The following is a 16,997-nucleotide window of genomic DNA, read 5'->3' as shown; positions in this document are numbered from 1 at the left end:
CTGACGTATCAATACTTACCATAAAAAGAATATCATAAATAGCAAAAGGATGCAAGAATTACCATAATAAACCGTGAAATGTCTTATAACTGCATTTAATACGAATTATAGATAGTCTTTTATTGCTTGTTGTAAAGTAGCTTTGGATTTTGCCTTTTTACTAAAGGACATATCCAATTTAGCAATACTACTAACCACCTCTGGTCGTAAACCTGTAATAATTGGGTCGCAGCCCAAAATTTTAATACCTTCAAACAACTTCATAAATTTTTGAATGACGTTGTAATCCATTTCAGCGATTCCTGATAAGTCTAAAATAATGGTTTGGATACTATGATCTCTAATGGTTTGCAGTACCTTCTCCTCCATAATCATTGCACGATATTCATCGATTGTTCCAATTAAAGGAATAACACTAACGGAAGAGGAAACAGGAATAACTGGTACAGATAAATGTTCAACTAACTTCCTCTGAGATTCAATTAAGTCATCTTTATAATGGGAGTAGCTTAGAAAGAATCCCTTAAAGAACACGTCCAATAGACGATTAATTTGTTTACCCATCTTGTAGAACCATTCCGTGTCCTTCTCAGAATTCAGCTGTCTATATTTATTTAAAAAGTCCCACAGTGTCATTCGAATTGCCTGAATCCATTCTATCTTAAATGATAGAGTTAAATTGTTCTTAGCCCATGCGATGCCTTCTTTTTTTCCAAACTCGATTAATTCCTTTTCATTGCCATTGACAACATATAGAACAACATTATGAGCATTTGCAATTAAATTAATATTTCCTATTAGTTTAATTTCTTCAATTTTATCTTTGACGTTTACTGCTTCTTCTAATAATCTTTCCTCAAATAATTCCTTATTATCTAAATGAAATTGATTAAGTCCTTCATCTTTAAAAAATACATATTCCATGCCAACACACCCTTATTAGTTAAAAAGTAGATGAAATATAAACAATTTACTATTATTTAATATACACCTTAAAAGATTCATAAGAAAGTAATTGTAACTGGGATCTCTGCTTTCGTTGATTTAAAAAGTTTGAACAAGAAGTAGTTATGCCTGTATAAAGATACCCAAGAAATGTTCTTTTCAAACTACTAAAGATTTTTATGGTTTAGATAATAACAAATTAGAATAGTGACAATTGATTTTTCTCGGCCATGCCTTCCAAGCAACCCATATTATCTAGATACTCAAGGACTGTTTTACTAATTTTACTGCGTTCACGCAAGTCCTCTTTGGAAAGGAATTCCCCTTCCTCTCTAGCTTTTACTATATTGATTGCAGCATTTGTTCCTAATCCGTCAATTGCATTAAATGGTGGTATTAAGCTGTCACCATCAACCAAAAATTCAGCAGCGCTTGACTTATAAAGATCTACTTTTTTAAACGCAAATCCTCTTTCACACATTTCAAGTGCTACTTCTAATACCGTCATCAGGTTTTTCTCTTTTGGTGAGGCATCATTTCCCTTGACGCTGATTTCTTGAATTCTTTTGCGGATAGCATCAGAGCCTTTGTGCATTGTTTCCAAATCGAAATCATCTGCACGAACTGTAAAATATGCTGCGTAAAATAGAATGGGATGATGTACTTTGAAATAAGCGATACGTATGGCCATCAATACATAGGCAGCAGCATGTGCTTTCGGGAACATGTATTTAATCTTTTTACATGAATCAATATACCAATCAGGTACACCATTCTTTTTCATTTCTACTATCCACTCATCCTGTAGACCCTTACCTTTACGAACAAACTCCATGATTTTAAATGCTAGGGATGGTTCTAAGCCTTTATGCATTAGATATACCATAATATCATCCCTACATCCGATTACGTCAGCCAATTCACAAATCCCATCATTAATTAAATCCTGTGCATTCCCAAGCCAAACATCTGTACCGTGGGAAAGACCAGAAATGATTAGCAGTTCCGAGAAGGTAGATGGCTTGGTATCTTCTAGCATTTGTCTAACAAATCTCGTACCGAATTCCGGAACGCCTAATGTGCCAGTTTTACAGTTTATTTGCTCTGGTGTTACTCCAAGTGACTCTGTACCGGAAAAGATTTTCATTACCTCTGGATCATCTGTTGGGATATCTTTTGGTTCAATTCCGCTTAAGTCCTGTAACATACGAATCACAGTTGGATCATCGTGTCCAAGTATATCTAACTTTAGTAAGTTATCATGGATGGAATGGAAATCAAAGTGGGTTGTTTTCCATTCACTATTACGATCATCTGCTGGATACTGTATTGGTGTAAAATCATAAATTTCCATGTCAGACGGAACAACAATTATACCACCAGGATGCTGACCTGTTGTGCGTTTCACACCCGTACATCCTTTTACAAGCCGATCTACTTCTGCATTCTTATATACGATATTATTATCAGACGCAAATCCTTTCACATACCCATAAGCAGTTTTTTCAGCAACCGTACCTATCGTTCCAGCACGGTATACGTAATCTTCACCAAACAGTTCTTTCGTATAATTATGTGCTCGAGGCTGATAAGCACCAGAGAAGTTCAAATCAATATCAGGGACTTTATCACCTTTGAAACCAAGGAACGTTTCGAACGGTATATCTTGTCCGTCTTTATCAAGGGAGGTTCCACATTTTGGACATTCTTTATCCGGAAGGTCAAAACCACTTCCCACAGAACCATCCGTGATAAATTCGTTATAATGACAACCACTGCATACATAATGCGGCGGCAATGGGTTAACTTCTGTAATTTCTGTCATCGTTGCAACTAAAGAAGATCCAACTGAACCACGAGACCCTACTAAGTAACCGTCAACTAGGGATTTCTTTACTAGCTTCTGGGAAATTAGATAAATAACAGCAAATCCATTTCCGATAATACTATCCAATTCTTTTTCTAAACGATCTACCACTATTTTAGGAACAGGTTCACCATAAATACTTTTCGCCCGATTATAGGATAAATCACGAATTTCTTGCTCTGCCCCCTCAATATTAGGCGTATACAAATCGTGCTTCACTGGTGAAATCTCTTCCATCTCATCAGCTAGAGCATTAGTGTTTGTTACCACAATTTCGTGTGCCTTTTCTTCTCCAAGGAAGCGGAAAGCTTCCATCATTTCCTCTGTAGTTCGAAATGGAGTATCAGGAAGTGTTTGACGATTTAATGGGTTCCCAGCTTGAGATTTAATTAAAATTTGGCGATATATTTTATCTCGTTCTTCCAAATAATGAACGTTTCCAGTTGCAACAACTCGTTTTTCTAAACGTTCTCCTAAAGCTACTAATTTGGATATGATATCCAAGACCTGCGCCTCGTTCTGTACAAGTTCCTTTTCAAGGAGATGTACATAATTGGCAGGTGGTTGTACCTCAATATAATCATAGAATTGAGCCACTTGTTCCGCCTCTTCAGCAGACTTCTGCATCATCGTTTCAAATACTTCTCCTTTATCACAGGCAGTACCAATTAATAAACCAGATCGATGTTTTTGAAGTACAGAACGCGGGATACGTGGGACTCGGTAAAAGTAATCGATGTGTGCATAAGAAACAAGCTTGTACAGGTTCTTTAAGCCTTCATCATTTTTCGCGATGATAGTACAATGATAAGGTCTTGATCTCTGATAAGCATTTCCTTCACCCATATGATTATTAAGATCCTTATGATTTTCTATCCCTTGATTTAACAAACGCTGAACTAGTTTCCACAATAGATATCCTGTTGCTTCCGCATCATATATTGCACGGTGATGCTGGGTTAGTTCAATATCCAATTTCTTACATAGGGTGTTTAAGCGGTGGTTTTTCAACTCAGGAAATAGAAATCGTGCAAGTTCAAGTGTATCAATGACCGGATTATTTGCTTTTTCATATCCAATTCGCTTCAATCCCTGGTTAAGAAACCCCATGTCAAAGCTGGCATTGTGGGCAACAAGAATACTATCACCCATCCACTTATGGAAATCTTTCAAAACTTCTTCGACTTCAGGAGCATCCTTAACCATCTCATCCGTGATTCCTGTAAGTTCTATTGTTGTATCTGATAATGGATGATGAGGGTTAGCAAATCTCTCGAATCGATCAACTATTTCCCCTTTTTCAATTCTCACTGCAGCAAGCTCGATAATGGTATCATAAACAGCAGACAGCCCTGTAGTTTCCACGTCAAATACGACATAAGAGGAAGTTTCTAATAAGAGGTCTGCTTCATTATAGGCAATTGGTACTCCATCATCGACTAAATTTGCTTCCACACCATAGATTACTTTTATACCATTCTTCTTCCCTGCTGCGTATGCGTCTGGAAAACCTTGAACACCGGCATGATCAGTGATTGCAATTGCCTTATGACCCCATTTGGCTGCTTGACTGATCAATGCAGATGGAGAGACAACCGCATCGATTTGACTCATCGTAGTATGGGCATGCAGCTCTACTCTTTTCTCCTCTTTATGGCCCTTATCCTCGCGTGATGCTACTTTAATTTCAGTAATATCATTAGCCATCATTGCTAATTCATTAGTATACATATCAGTCTGGATACTTCCCCTTGCTTTAATCCACGTTCCTTCTTTCAGAGATTTGAACTTTTCTGCGTCCTCATCTCCTCTTGAGAACATCTTAATCTGCAAGGAATCAGAGTAATCCGTTGCTTTTAAAATAAGTAAGCTTCTGCCAGAACGCAATTCTCTTATCTCTACAGAAAAGACATATCCTTGAACCGTAACCTTACGTTCCTCTTCTAGAATTTGCTCCATAGGCATAGGTTCATCTTGAATTTTGTAACCAATCATAAATGGTTTATTATCATCCTGCTTTGATTTATCTTGATCACGCTTTTCTTTTTCCTGGACGGTTTTCAATACCATAGAGTAGTCTTCTTGTGCTTTTCTCTCTCTGAACTTTTGTATATCTTCTAAATTTGTTTTTACTTCTATTTCTAAATGATACGATAAAGCACCAATTTTTCCGCAATATTGCTTAAATTCTTCTTCTAACCTTTTTTTTAAAGCATTTGCTTCCGCACCATTTCTAGCAGTTAACATAATCTTATTATTTTCCACTTGAGGGACTTGATTGCGTACCAAATCCTTGTATGCAGGTGAAAGATTGGTTATAGATCCAATAAAGTTTTGCCAATAACCTACTATAGTCTCTGGGTCACAATCTTTATTAGCAGTTTCTATGGAAAGCTCAATCGCTGCAATTTGATGAAAAGCTTCTTTTAGTTTAGTGTAAAAGATTTGATAAACATCTGGTGGAATAATATTTATGTTATGGATATAGAAATGCCATGTTTTCGTATGCTTATAAACTTCTAGTTTCTCTATATAACTTTCTTGAAAATGCTTATTTACTATTTCTTCAGGCATGTGTATTTGCTTTAGTAATAAATGCATTTTCTCCTTTTTTGAAATGTCCATCATATTCTCCCCTTACAATTAGATTGCAAGTTCTAAAGTAATCGTTGACTTATTTTGTTTTTCTGTTAACTTGATCTATTTTATAAAAAGTTGATAGAAACTGCTGATTAACTAATTTTAAAATAGTTTATTGTGTAGCCTAGCCCGGAAAACACTCTGGAAACATGTACTGGTGATTTCCGCTGCAGGCAGTACGCTTTCCGCGGGCAACGTCTCAGCCTCCTCGGAAGAAGACCACTTCCTGCGGGGTCTTCGCTTGTTGCTTTTCCCGCAGGAGTCGACTACCTTCCGCTGCAATCACTTCATATTTTGAGTTGTGTTTTCTTTATAGCACCAGACTAGCGGAGGAAATACACGGAGACTCCTACGGGAGGACAGGCCTAGGTGAGACCCCGCAGAGACGACAGTCTCGAGGAGGCTCAGCAGCCGCCCGTGGAAAGCGTAGTGTATTTCCGGAGCGGTTCCATGCACTATTTAAAATTAAATAAACTCACAGTCTACCTAAATTAAAATATAAAACATTAAGGTGATGTCTATCCTTCACTAGTCATTCTATCATAACCTTATCCATATTAGTGTTACTAAAAGTAATTATCCATAATTATACAGAACCCTTGTCATCGATATTAGACAAGGGTTCTGCTTTTAATTCTATAGGAAAAGTCTTTGTATATCATTCCATGTAACAACTAACATTAGCAGCATTAAGAAAGCAAATCCTACAAAGTGAAAGATTCCTTCTTTTTCCGGTGGAATAGGTTTTCCTCTTAACTTTTCTATTCCAACAAACAATAATCTGCCCCCATCTAGAGCTGGCAGTGGAACAAGGTTTACAATTCCTAGATTTACACTCAACATAGCAGTCCACATAATTAGACTCATAAATCCTGTTTGAACTACTTGATCTGTTGCATCATAAATTCCTACAGGTCCTGACAGCACATCAATTGGAATTTGACCTGTGATTAACATCAATAGGTTGGTTATAACTAATTTAGTTATCTCATATGTTTGTTGGAAGCCATATTGAAGTGTACCAAGGATTGATTTTTCATAAGCTGCGTAGACTCCGATTTTACCAATTGAGATCGGTTCACCCTTTTGGTCTACTGCCTCTACTTCCTCTGGAATTACCGTAACTGATTCTTCTTGACCGTCCCTTAATATAGTCATGTTTAATTCTTCACCAGGATTTTGCTGAACGATACTCGTAAACTCTTGCCAAGTTGAAATAGAGTTTCCTTCTATTTCTATCACTTCATCGTTTGCCATTAGGCCCGCTTCTTCGGCTGCAGTATCAGGTAGAATCTCCCCCATTTTCGCCTCTTCAGCAGGAACACCTTGAACAAGTCCTAGAATAATAAAGAGAACAATAGCAAGGATAAAATTCATTAACGGTCCTGCAAACAGCTGCATTGCTCGCTGTCCAGCCGTTTTTGATGCAAACTGACGGTCATATGGTGCAATTTGTGTTTCCTTCTCATCCATTACAAAGAATGCTTTACGATCAACTTCAAAGCGAAGCTTAGTTTCATCGTCATCCAACTCATATCCCTCAATAAAAAGCTGGTGGTCCAAATCCACCTGCTCTACCTCAATTACTCTAGCCTCGGGATATTTGGATTTATTATTAACAATGATTTTATCGACTTTTCCTTCCCTGTTGAAGGTTAAGGCTATATGATGTCCGGGCTTAATTTCAATAATCTCTGGATCCTCACCGGCTACTCGCACATATCCACCAGCTGGTATTAATCGAATCGTATACAATGTCTCATTTCTTGTAAACGACAGAACTTTAGGCCCGAATCCAATGGCAAATTCTCGTACAAGCATGCCTGCGCGTTTCGCGAAAATCATATGACCCCACTCATGTACAAACACGAGCAAGCCAAACATAAAAATAAAGGCTAATACAGTCGTCAAATAAAGCACCATCCTTTTTCTAGGTATAGGGAAAAACTTTATCACTGGTTAACTGGCTATAAGCCCCCTACTTCAAGAATTCCAGGAAACACAGGAATTATAAGCTGGGGAAGACAGCAAGTCAACAATCAGGGTTGTTTTAATGAATTGCGGTTATCCCAAATAGTGGCAGATCAGGAGACCATACTTTCTGAAGTTTCATTGCTTTATTGTCCTAATTATTATTTATGCCTTTTCATTTAATCTTATTATAGAAAGTTGTCCGTTCTCCATTAACTTAAACAAAGAATTGAATGATGTGTAACAATGGCAGTACAAATAACAGACTGTCAAAACGGTCTAAAATCCCGCCATGGCCAGGTAAAATTTTACCAGAATCCTTCACACCGTAGTTCCGCTTTAGAGCAGATTCGACTAAGTCACCAACCTGTCCAAATATGGAGGCTAAAATAGTTACTAAGATTACAATAATTAGACTATGCGGAAAAGGATTTATCGCATGAAAGACAACAGCAACAACACAAGCAAGGAAGATACCACCAAGAGCTCCTTCTATTGTTTTGTTTGGACTAATAGTTGGCCAAAGTTTACGTTTTCCAAACAAACGTCCAAAAATATAAGCTCCTGTATCAGTAGACCAAATAACAAGAAAGGCAAAGAAAATGTTGGACAATCCTTCCGTACCATTTCTTACTTCAATTAAATAATAGAAACCGAGTCCTAAGTAGAATGTAGCAAGAAGAATAAATCCTGCATGGTCGAAGGTAAATTTATTTTTCACCAATACAGTATATGCCAGAATAATTAACACCACAAAGGTAATCCATTCAAATTTATCTAAATTTAAGAGAGATGGCCAGGTGCTTTGGTATAAAATTAACCAAAGTAAGAAAACAGCAATAACAGAGGGAACTAGATAATCTCCAATTTTACGCATTTTAATTAATTCCAATAAGCCCACTGTTGCTAGTATATAAACCAGAACAGTAAATGGCAATCCACCAATGATGACAAATGGCAGAAAGACGGCTAGGGCTAGTAGTGCAGTGATTGTACGTTGTTTCATATATTAACTTTCACCTCTTATAACCCTCCAAATCGTCTTTTTCGTAATTGATACTCCTCTATTGCCTGATAAAAAAACGCTTCATCAACGTCAGGCCAAAGCGTATCGGTAAACCAGAATTCAGTGTAGGCAGATTGCCACAATAGAAAATTACTCAAACGTTGTTCCCCACTGGTTCGAATTAATAAATCTGGATCTCGTAATCCATTCGTATATAAATAGTTAGAGAATAGATTTTCGTCCAATGAATCGAGAGTAACTTTTGAACTGTCAATATCATTCATTAATCGTTTAACGGCATGCATAATTTCATTCCTGCTGCCATAATTTATAGCAAAGTTTAATAATAAACCATTGTTATTTGCTGTTTTATCTATAGCATTTTGAACTGCATTTTTCGTATGGTCTGGTAAAGCATCAAATTCACCAATGGTTTCTATTCTTACATTGTTTTCCATAATTTCTGGTAAATAAATATGTAAAAATTGTTTTGGCAGCTTCATTAAATAATCTATTTCTGATTTTGGCCTTTTCCAATTCTCTGTTGAGAATGCATATAATGTTAGTATATCAATATTAGCTCTAGCAGCGGCTCTAACTACTCGGTTTACCGCATGTACTCCTTCTTTATGTCCGGCTACACGAGGCAAACCTTTATTCTGCGCCCATCGGCCATTTCCATCCATTATAATGGCAACATGACTTGGTACAGCCTCATACTCAAGATCGGGCACTTCTTCTTTTTTCCTTTTGAAAAAGGGAAATTTCTTAGACATTGCTGCGTCCTCCGAATATTGTTGATTACAAACTATTTCTCTCTGTCAGTTTATGAAAGAAAAATAGGAATCATGTATGTAAGTACAAATTTCATAATCAAACAATTCTTTTTTATTATAGCGAAATTCAACTCTGAATACAAAAGCCCCCTTAAAGGCAAGAGGGCTTCGTACTTATTTTACACCTAAATGTACAAACTTAAAAGATTTAATCACTTTTATACTTTAGATTAAACTTCCATAATTTCGTTTTCTTTATCTTTTGCAAGCTGATCAATCTTAGCAATATAGTTATTGGTTTCCTTTTGAACTTGATCTTGAAGGTTTCTTAACTCATCCTCTGTAATATCACCGTTCTTTTCATCTTTCTTCAATTGATCATTTGCATCACGACGAACATTACGGATTTGTATACGGTAGTCTTCTGCATATTTCCCAACTACTTTTACTAAATCTCTTCTTCTTTCTTCCGTCAGTGGTGGAATGCTAATACGGATGATATTACCATCATTAGATGGGGATAAGCCTAAATCAGCTTTTTGAATGGCTTTTTCAATATCTCCAAGTGCAGTTTTATCATAAGGAGTTACAACTAGCTGTCTTGCCTCAGGAGCAGATACATTTGCTAATTGATTCAGTGGAGTGGATGCACCATAATAATCTACATGCACACTATCCAAAAGGTTTGGATTAGCTCTACCTGCTCTTACTGTTGCAAGGCTTTTAGTAAATGCCTGTACAGCTTGTTCCATTTTTTGTTCCATTGATTTCATAATTGCATCTGACATCTTTTATTTCCCCCTTATTGTTGTTCCAATCGTCTCACCTTGAACGACTTTTTTAATATTACCTTCTTCTGTTATAGAAAATACAATCAACGGAATATCATTGTCCATACATAGTGAAGATGCAGTTGCATCCATTACACCCAGTCCTTCACTAATCATATCCATGTAAGAAAGTGAATCGTATTTGGTCGCATCCTTATCTAATTTCGGATCTGCTGTATAAACACCGTCTACATTGTTTTTAGCCATAAGGATTACTTCTGCTTCTATTTCAGCTGCACGTAATGCTGCTGTAGTATCTGTTGAGAAATAAGGATTACCAGTACCAGCCGCAAAGATAACAACACGCTTTTTCTCCAAGTGACGTATTGCTCTTCTTCTTATGTATGGTTCAGCGACCTGACGCATTTCAATCGAAGTCTGCACTCTTGTTTCAATTCCAATTGTTTCTAAGCCATCTTGTAAGGCCAGTGAATTCATAACCGTAGCAAGCATTCCCATATAATCTGCAGTTGCTCGGTCCATTCCCATTTCACTACCAACTTTGCCTCGCCAGATGTTTCCACCACCAACAACAACGGCAACTTCCACACCAAGTTCCACTACTTCTTTAATTTGGTCAGCAATGGATTGGATAATCTTCGGAGAGATTCCATACCCTTCATTTCCGCTTAATGCCTCACCACTTAATTTTAACACAATTCTATTGTATCGTGCTGTAGTCATAAACACCCTCCAAAAAAGTTAATCTCACTTGTTGTACATGGTGAAATAGGGAACAAGCAATGTCCCCTATTTCGTTTAAGTGCTGCACGGATGAAAAGAAAAACATCTCACCTTTTTTCGCGCAATACCTGCTACTTATTTTTTAATTTGGCTCATTACTTCTTCTGCAAAGTTTTCTTCACGTTTTTCAATACCTTCGCCCACTTCATAGCGAACAAATGATTTTACAGTAGCGCCTTTACCTGCAACGTACTTTTTGACTTTTTGATCTGGATCTTTTATGAAATCTTGTTCTAACAAGCAGATATCCTGGAAGAACTTGTTTAGGCGTCCTTCTACCATTTTTTCAACAATGCTCTCTGGTTTACCTTCGTTTAATGCTTGTTGTTTTAACACTTCACGCTCATGGTTAATTTCTTCTTCGCTCACCGCATCGCGTCCAACATATTTAGGGTTTGCAGCAGCAATATGCATTGCAATATCTTTACCTAATTGCTCATCAGTAGTTCCTTCAAGAACAGAAAGTACACCAATACGTCCACCCATATGAAGATAAGCGCCAAATGTATCATTGTCCGTTTTTGCAAAGATAGCAAAACGTCTTAAAGAAATTTTTTCACCGATTTTAGAGATAGCAGAATTGATGTATGTTTCAACTGTTTCGCCTTCTCCATTTAGTTTCTGTGTAAGTGCTTCTTCAACAGTTGCTGGTTTTTGACTAAGAAGATGCTTCGCTAAATCTGATAATAATGTTTTGAACTGATCGTTTTTTGTTACGAAGTCTGTTTCACAGTTTACTTCTAAAAGCACTGCATGGTTGTTGTCCACTTCGATATATGTAGATCCCTCTGCTGCAATACGATCTGCTTTTTTCGCAGCTTTTGCTATCCCTTTTTCACGAAGGTAATCAATCGCTTTATCGATATCACCATCTGTTTCCGTTAATGCTTTTTTACAATCCATCATTCCAGCACCAGTTTTTTCACGTAATTCTTTAACCATTTTTGCAGTTACTGCCATGTTTATTCCTCCTTAAATATATGTGAATTTGTCTTAAAAAAAGGTGATAAAAGGCTCTTATCCTCTTATCACCCTCACCTTTTTTAAAATTACTCTCCAGTTGAAACAGTTTCTTCTTCGTTAGAAGCTTCTTCTGCTTGAACCTCTTCTGTTACTTCACCTTGTTTCACTTCTAAAATAGCATCTGCCATTTTGGAAGTCAAAAGTTTTACAGCACGGATTGCATCATCGTTAGCTGGAATAACATAATCGATTTCATCTGGATCACAGTTTGTATCAACGATTCCAACAATAGGAATGTTCAACTTGTGAGCTTCAGCGATGGCAATTCGTTCTTTACGTGGATCGATAACAAACAATGCATCTGGAAGTCTGTCCATCTCTTTAATTCCACCTAAGAATTTAACAAGACGATCTTTTTCTTTCAATAAGTTTACAACTTCTTTTTTAGGAAGTACTTCAAATGTACCATCCTCTTCCATACGCTCGATATCTTTCAAACGATTAATACGTTTACGGATAGTTGAGAAGTTAGTAAGTGTACCACCTAACCAACGTTGGTTAACATAGTACATTCCAGAGCGGATCGCTTCTTCGCGAACTGACTCTTGAGCTTGTTTTTTCGTACCTACGAAAAGAACAGTACCGCCATTAGCAGCTAAATCTCTCACGAAATTATAAGCTTCATCAACCTTTTTAACTGTCTTTTGAAGGTCGATAATATAAATTCCATTACGCTCTGTGAAGATGTATTTTTTCATCTTCGGATTCCAGCGGCGAGTCTGATGTCCAAAATGTACACCAGCTTCTAAAAGTTGCTTCATAGAAATTGCTGACATAAATATTTCCTCCTAAATGGTTTTTTCCTCCGTTTAGATCCTTTTTATATAGAGACCATCTTTAGTAAGACAGCACCTTCTATACAAATTACTAAACGTGTGTATTTGTTACTATTTATTTGTTAAGAAATAAAAGTATTTACACCAGAAGTTAATATATCACATTGATAACACGGAATCAAGTTCATTCCATTATTTTTTATGTAATTTTATAATTAACGCTGCTTCCGTCTCTCCACAATGGAGTCTTTTTGCTATATCTGTAATAGACAAGCCCTGTTGATGGAGTTGTAATACTTTCGCCTCCAATGATGCTTCCAGCGAATCGGAGTTTTCCTTATTTTCAATTGGAGGTGGTTCTGGTATGGGAGAATTGATTCGTTTTTCTCCCATTTTTTCCTTTTTTTGGGTTGATGTATTAATATGATTTACCTGATGGCTTTCAAGCAATTCATGTAATCTATCGTTCTCTTCCTTTATTTCCTGTAGATAAGTTTCAAAAAGCTCTGTAACTTCTGCAGTGTTCGGCTGATTTAAAGCTTTTACCTTCCAATACAGCTGTACAATAGCATATAAAGCAATAATATGTAAAAGAAAGCTTATAATTAGTAAAAATGAAGTCATAATAAGTGTCCCTTCCACAAAAGGTTGATCAAAAAACAGATAAAATGGCATTTCAGAAGCTCAAATCTCAAAATCACTGTCCTGTTATCCTCCATTAACTATAATAATCTGTTAGATTACCAAGACAGTTGCTGCAACTCAAATAAACTTCACATAATTAATCGGGATCTGTAACTATAACAAACAAAGCTTATGAAAGGTATTGCAGCTTACTCAATACATTTTTTAATTTAAAGACAGCTTTTTTGTGTATTTGAGAAATGCGTGAAGTAGTAAGATCAAGCACTTGTCCTATTTCGGTTAAAGTTAATTCATCAAAGTAAAATAAACTTATGACCAACTGTTCTCTTTCATTCAAATTCTTTATTGCCTCTATCAGTTCATTTTTAACTTCTTCTTGAATGATCTGATTTTCAGGAATCATGCTTAAATCTTCTGGTATAGAGTAACCAATACCTTCCTTTAGATTACCTGAATGATTGCTTTTTGGCTTTTCTTCTATCGATAACACATTAGCAAATAAAGAATCCTTCACTACGGTCTCTACTTCTTGCACAGATATTCCTATTTCATCAGCAATCTCGCTTGATGTTGGAGCTCGGTGATGTTTTTGTTCCAATTGCTGTTGGGCTTGTTCCACTTTTTTGACTTTATCCCTAAGTGATCTCGGCAGCCAATCTTCTTTTCGCAGCCCATCGATAATAGCACCACGAATACGAATGGAAGCATATGTATCAAATTTCAGATCCCTATTTGGCTCAAATTTTTTCAGAGCGTCATATAAACCAATTAGACCTAAACTTTTTATATCATCTTTACTTACTGTTTTAGGGAGATGACTACATATACGTTCAACATGAAACAGAACTAGATAAATATAATGGTTTACTAATTCATTTGCTGCTTCACTGCTTCGGTTTCTTATCCATTTATTCCACAGCTCTTGTTCAAGAGGAGTATTCGTATTCACCATATTAAATTTCCTCCTCCTTCACTTTCCCTTTTATCATAGATAAAATTCTTCTTTGTTCACTTTTTTAATTTTTAATCTACTTGTCTCTGGATCAAATTCGATGGTTCTTCCGACATTTCCACCTACATCCGAAGCCACAATAGGAATCTGATAATGCTCCAACATTTCTTTCACTGCCAATATGTTTCTTGAACCAATACGCATCATATCATTACTGGAAGTAAACATCTGCGCGCCCCCGGCCATTTTAGCTCTCAATGCGAATTTTCTTGCACCTTGGTCCAGCAGTTTTGTCACCAAGATTGGGATCGCTGTATCCGCAAATTTGTATAAATTAAATTCTTTTTGCCTTGCTAAAGAAGAATCCGGCAGAAGCACATGTGAAAGACCTGCTACTTCTTTTCTGTCATCGTAGACAACTACGCCAACACAGGAACCTAATCCTGAAGTTCGAATTACATTTGGTGCTTTTACGAAGTTTAAATCAGCAATGCCAACTTTTACAACTGTTTTCTGTTCATTCATCCGCAATACCTAGTCCCTGAAATATCGTTGATAAAGAAGATGGATCAGGCAGTAAAAAGAAATGCCCCTGAATTCCACTGTCTGACTCACTTCTAATAGTTGTGTCGATAATCATCGCATAGTCCGAAGTTTGAGAAATCTCAAGTAATCCAACGGTTAATAAGGCACCTGCCATATCTATACTTAGGAAAGGTATAGATGGCTGCATATTAAGCTTCGTAAAATCAGATAATGCTGATAAGTAAGCACCCGTTACAATGTTACCAGTCTCTTGCAAGGCAGAAAGAGCCCATTCATTATGATGTAAATCCTCTAATAAGAAATTAGATTGATTCGTTACCTTCCGAATTAATTCCTCTGCTTCTTTAGTAGATAAGATAAAATAAACGTTTCCAGAGATTTCCCCCTTTATTTGGAAGAATAATGCTACAATAAGCTCTTCTGGTCCACCTATTAAATCCATCATTTCATCATAAGTTACAATATTTACAGAAGGGACCTGCATATCCACTTTTTTATTAATTAATTTTGACATGGAAGTTGCAGCATTACCGGCACCAATGTTCCCTATTTCTCGTAGTACATCCTTTTCTATAGATGTTAATTTACTGTATACCATATTCTAGCCTTCAACTAACTCTTCTACTTTTTCATGCTTTAGTATTTTTTCTATATCAAGCAAAATGAGTAACCGCTGTTCTAAATGTGCCACACCTTCAATGTAATCTTCATTTACCGCATTAATCACTTCTTGTACTGGTTCTATTTTTCCCTCTGGAATGTCAATGACATCATTCGCAGCATCTACAATAAAGCCTACCTCTATTTCGTTCAAATACACAATTATAATACGTGATTCCTCATCCATCACTTTTTCTTCTATTCCAAAGCGCGAACGCAAGTCAATTACAGGAGTTACGACACCTCGAAGATTAATAACGCCTTTTACATAGTTTGGCACTTTTGGCACTCTTGTAATTGTCATACTTTTCTCGATGGATCCAACCTGTTTAACTGGTATAGCGTATTCTTCATTTTCTATTTGAAAAACAATTACTTTTCTCTCTGCTGATTGTTGAGTTTCCATTGTTATCTCCTCTTTTCAAATACTACATTCTTTTTTCATACTGCCTCACCAAATAATCAATGCGATCACTTATAAGATAGAGTGGTTCAATATAATCTACACAACGTGTATTAATGGCCGCCTTAGGCATTCCATAAACGATGCAAGTTTCTTCCGATTCAACAATAACCGATGCTCGGTTATCTTTGTTTTTCAATTCTTTTATACCTTGAGAGCCATCATTTCCCATTCCAGTTAGCACAACAGCTATTTTGTTCATTTTGTTTATTTCTGCGATTGATTCAAACAATACATCCACACTTGGTCGATGATTATTACGAGGCTCTTTGTCAGTTAGATGGATTTTTAGTTCTGTACCAATTTTCTCTATATTCATATGATAATTACCTGGGGCAATATAGACAGTTTTGGATCTGATAATTTCTCCGTCTTCAGCCTCTTTTACATGGAGATGACATAAACCGTTCAACCTGTCTGCCAATGATTTTGTAAAACCGGCAGGCATATGCTGGACAACTAATATTGGGGAATGGAACGTTTTTGGTATATCAGAAAGAACTTTTTGCAATGCTCTTGGTCCCCCTGTTGAAGAACCAATTCCAATTATAGTATGGTCATACGCTTTATATGTTTTTGGATTCTCGTTAGAAAATTTCTCAATTGCACTTATCTCTATACTAGATGCTGTTACTACCTTTGAAATAATCTCTTCGCGTATTGTGTCAATATTTAAAGAAATGGGGCCTGATGGTTTATAGATGAAATCCACTGCGCCTTTTGATATTGCTTCAATGGTTTCCGTTGCTTCTTCTTCGGAACTGGTCAGCATAATGACAGGTAATGGTGCCGTACTCATGATTTTTTCTAATGCAGTAACACCATCCATAATAGGCATATGTACATCCATAGTTACAACGTCAGGGTTGAACATTTGGATTTTTTTTAATCCATCCTCCCCGTTTCTTGCAGTTGCAACTACTTCAATTCGAATGTCACTTTCTAATATATCTGAAATTACTTTTCGCATGAATGCAGAATCATCTATGACAATTACACGAATTGGCTGCATATTTATTACCTCTCTATTATAATATGAATATTATACCAGTCGGCATTCCTGGTTCTTCCCGACTGAATTTTAATCTATAGATCTTACTAGTTATAATTCTACGGCACATGTATATGGCGCTGGACACATCGGTAAAACAGG

15 protein-coding genes are annotated in these 16,997 nt (G+C 36.5%); all 15 read right to left on the bottom strand.

Features of this window, described 5'->3' with window-relative positions; translation table 11 throughout:
- Window positions 1-105: 105 nt before the first annotated feature.
- Window positions 106-924 carry an STAS domain-containing protein gene (locus tag D8M04_RS10865; RefSeq protein ID WP_121522935.1) on the bottom strand — a complete coding sequence of 273 codons (819 nt, stop codon included), beginning with the start codon at window positions 922-924 and terminating at the stop codon, window positions 106-108.
- A 220-nt stretch (window positions 925-1,144) separates the two neighbouring features.
- A complete protein-coding gene (locus tag D8M04_RS10860; protein WP_121522934.1) occupies window positions 1,145-5,437 on the bottom strand; it encodes a PolC-type DNA polymerase III in 4,293 nt (1,430 codons plus the stop codon).
- A 651-nt stretch (window positions 5,438-6,088) separates the two neighbouring features.
- Window positions 6,089-7,363 carry an RIP metalloprotease RseP gene (rseP, locus tag D8M04_RS10855; protein ID WP_121522933.1) on the bottom strand — a complete coding sequence of 425 codons (1,275 nt, stop codon included), beginning with the start codon at window positions 7,361-7,363 and terminating at the stop codon, window positions 6,089-6,091.
- Between the two features lie 277 nt (window positions 7,364-7,640).
- Window positions 7,641-8,429 (bottom strand): phosphatidate cytidylyltransferase, encoded by a 789-nt coding sequence (locus D8M04_RS10850; protein WP_121522932.1) that lies wholly within the window; start codon window positions 8,427-8,429, stop codon window positions 7,641-7,643.
- A gap of 17 nt (window positions 8,430-8,446) precedes the next feature.
- Window positions 8,447-9,205: an undecaprenyl pyrophosphate synthase gene (locus D8M04_RS10845; protein ID WP_121522931.1), complete on the bottom strand. Its 759-nt coding sequence runs from the start codon at window positions 9,203-9,205 to the stop codon at window positions 8,447-8,449.
- 230 nt (window positions 9,206-9,435) lie between these two features.
- A complete protein-coding gene (gene frr / locus D8M04_RS10840; RefSeq protein WP_121522930.1) occupies window positions 9,436-9,993 on the bottom strand; it encodes a ribosome recycling factor in 558 nt (185 codons plus the stop codon).
- 3 nt (window positions 9,994-9,996) lie between these two features.
- The gene (gene pyrH / locus D8M04_RS10835; RefSeq protein ID WP_121522929.1) at window positions 9,997-10,719 is read right to left on the bottom strand and encodes a UMP kinase; all 723 of its coding nucleotides are present in this window, start codon (window positions 10,717-10,719) and stop codon (window positions 9,997-9,999) included.
- 135 nt (window positions 10,720-10,854) lie between these two features.
- Window positions 10,855-11,739, bottom strand: coding sequence for a translation elongation factor Ts (gene tsf, locus D8M04_RS10830; RefSeq protein WP_121522928.1), 885 nt, complete (start codon window positions 11,737-11,739; stop codon window positions 10,855-10,857).
- Window positions 11,740-11,828: 89 nt separating this feature from the next.
- Complete coding sequence (gene rpsB, locus D8M04_RS10825) at window positions 11,829-12,578, bottom strand: 30S ribosomal protein S2 (protein ID WP_121522927.1); 750 nt, start codon at window positions 12,576-12,578, stop codon at window positions 11,829-11,831.
- 192 nt (window positions 12,579-12,770) lie between these two features.
- On the bottom strand, window positions 12,771-13,202 hold the full coding sequence (locus D8M04_RS10820; RefSeq protein WP_121522926.1) for a DUF6115 domain-containing protein: 432 nt from the start codon (window positions 13,200-13,202) through the stop codon (window positions 12,771-12,773).
- Between the two features lie 190 nt (window positions 13,203-13,392).
- Window positions 13,393-14,175, bottom strand: coding sequence for a FliA/WhiG family RNA polymerase sigma factor (locus D8M04_RS10815; RefSeq protein WP_121522925.1), 783 nt, complete (start codon window positions 14,173-14,175; stop codon window positions 13,393-13,395).
- Window positions 14,176-14,208: 33 nt separating this feature from the next.
- Complete coding sequence (locus D8M04_RS10810; protein ID WP_121522924.1) at window positions 14,209-14,700, bottom strand: chemotaxis protein CheD; 492 nt, start codon at window positions 14,698-14,700, stop codon at window positions 14,209-14,211.
- Window positions 14,693-15,319 (bottom strand): chemotaxis protein CheC, encoded by a 627-nt coding sequence (locus tag D8M04_RS10805; protein WP_121522923.1) that lies wholly within the window; start codon window positions 15,317-15,319, stop codon window positions 14,693-14,695. The genes D8M04_RS10810 and D8M04_RS10805 overlap by 8 nt, the downstream gene beginning before the upstream one ends.
- A gap of 3 nt (window positions 15,320-15,322) precedes the next feature.
- Complete coding sequence (locus D8M04_RS10800) at window positions 15,323-15,787, bottom strand: chemotaxis protein CheW (RefSeq protein WP_121522922.1); 465 nt, start codon at window positions 15,785-15,787, stop codon at window positions 15,323-15,325.
- A gap of 22 nt (window positions 15,788-15,809) precedes the next feature.
- Entirely contained in the window at window positions 15,810-16,856 is a 1,047-nt protein-coding gene (locus tag D8M04_RS10795; protein ID WP_121522921.1) for a protein-glutamate methylesterase/protein-glutamine glutaminase, read from the bottom strand.
- Window positions 16,857-16,997 lie beyond the last annotated feature (141 nt).

Origin of the sequence: Oceanobacillus piezotolerans (genome assembly GCF_003665065.1) — a bacterium.
GTDB lineage: Bacteria > Bacillota > Bacilli > Bacillales > Amphibacillaceae > Oceanobacillus > Oceanobacillus piezotolerans.
The sequence above is the reverse complement of the archived record's forward strand: the minus strand, read 5'-3'. Positions and strand labels throughout refer to the sequence as shown.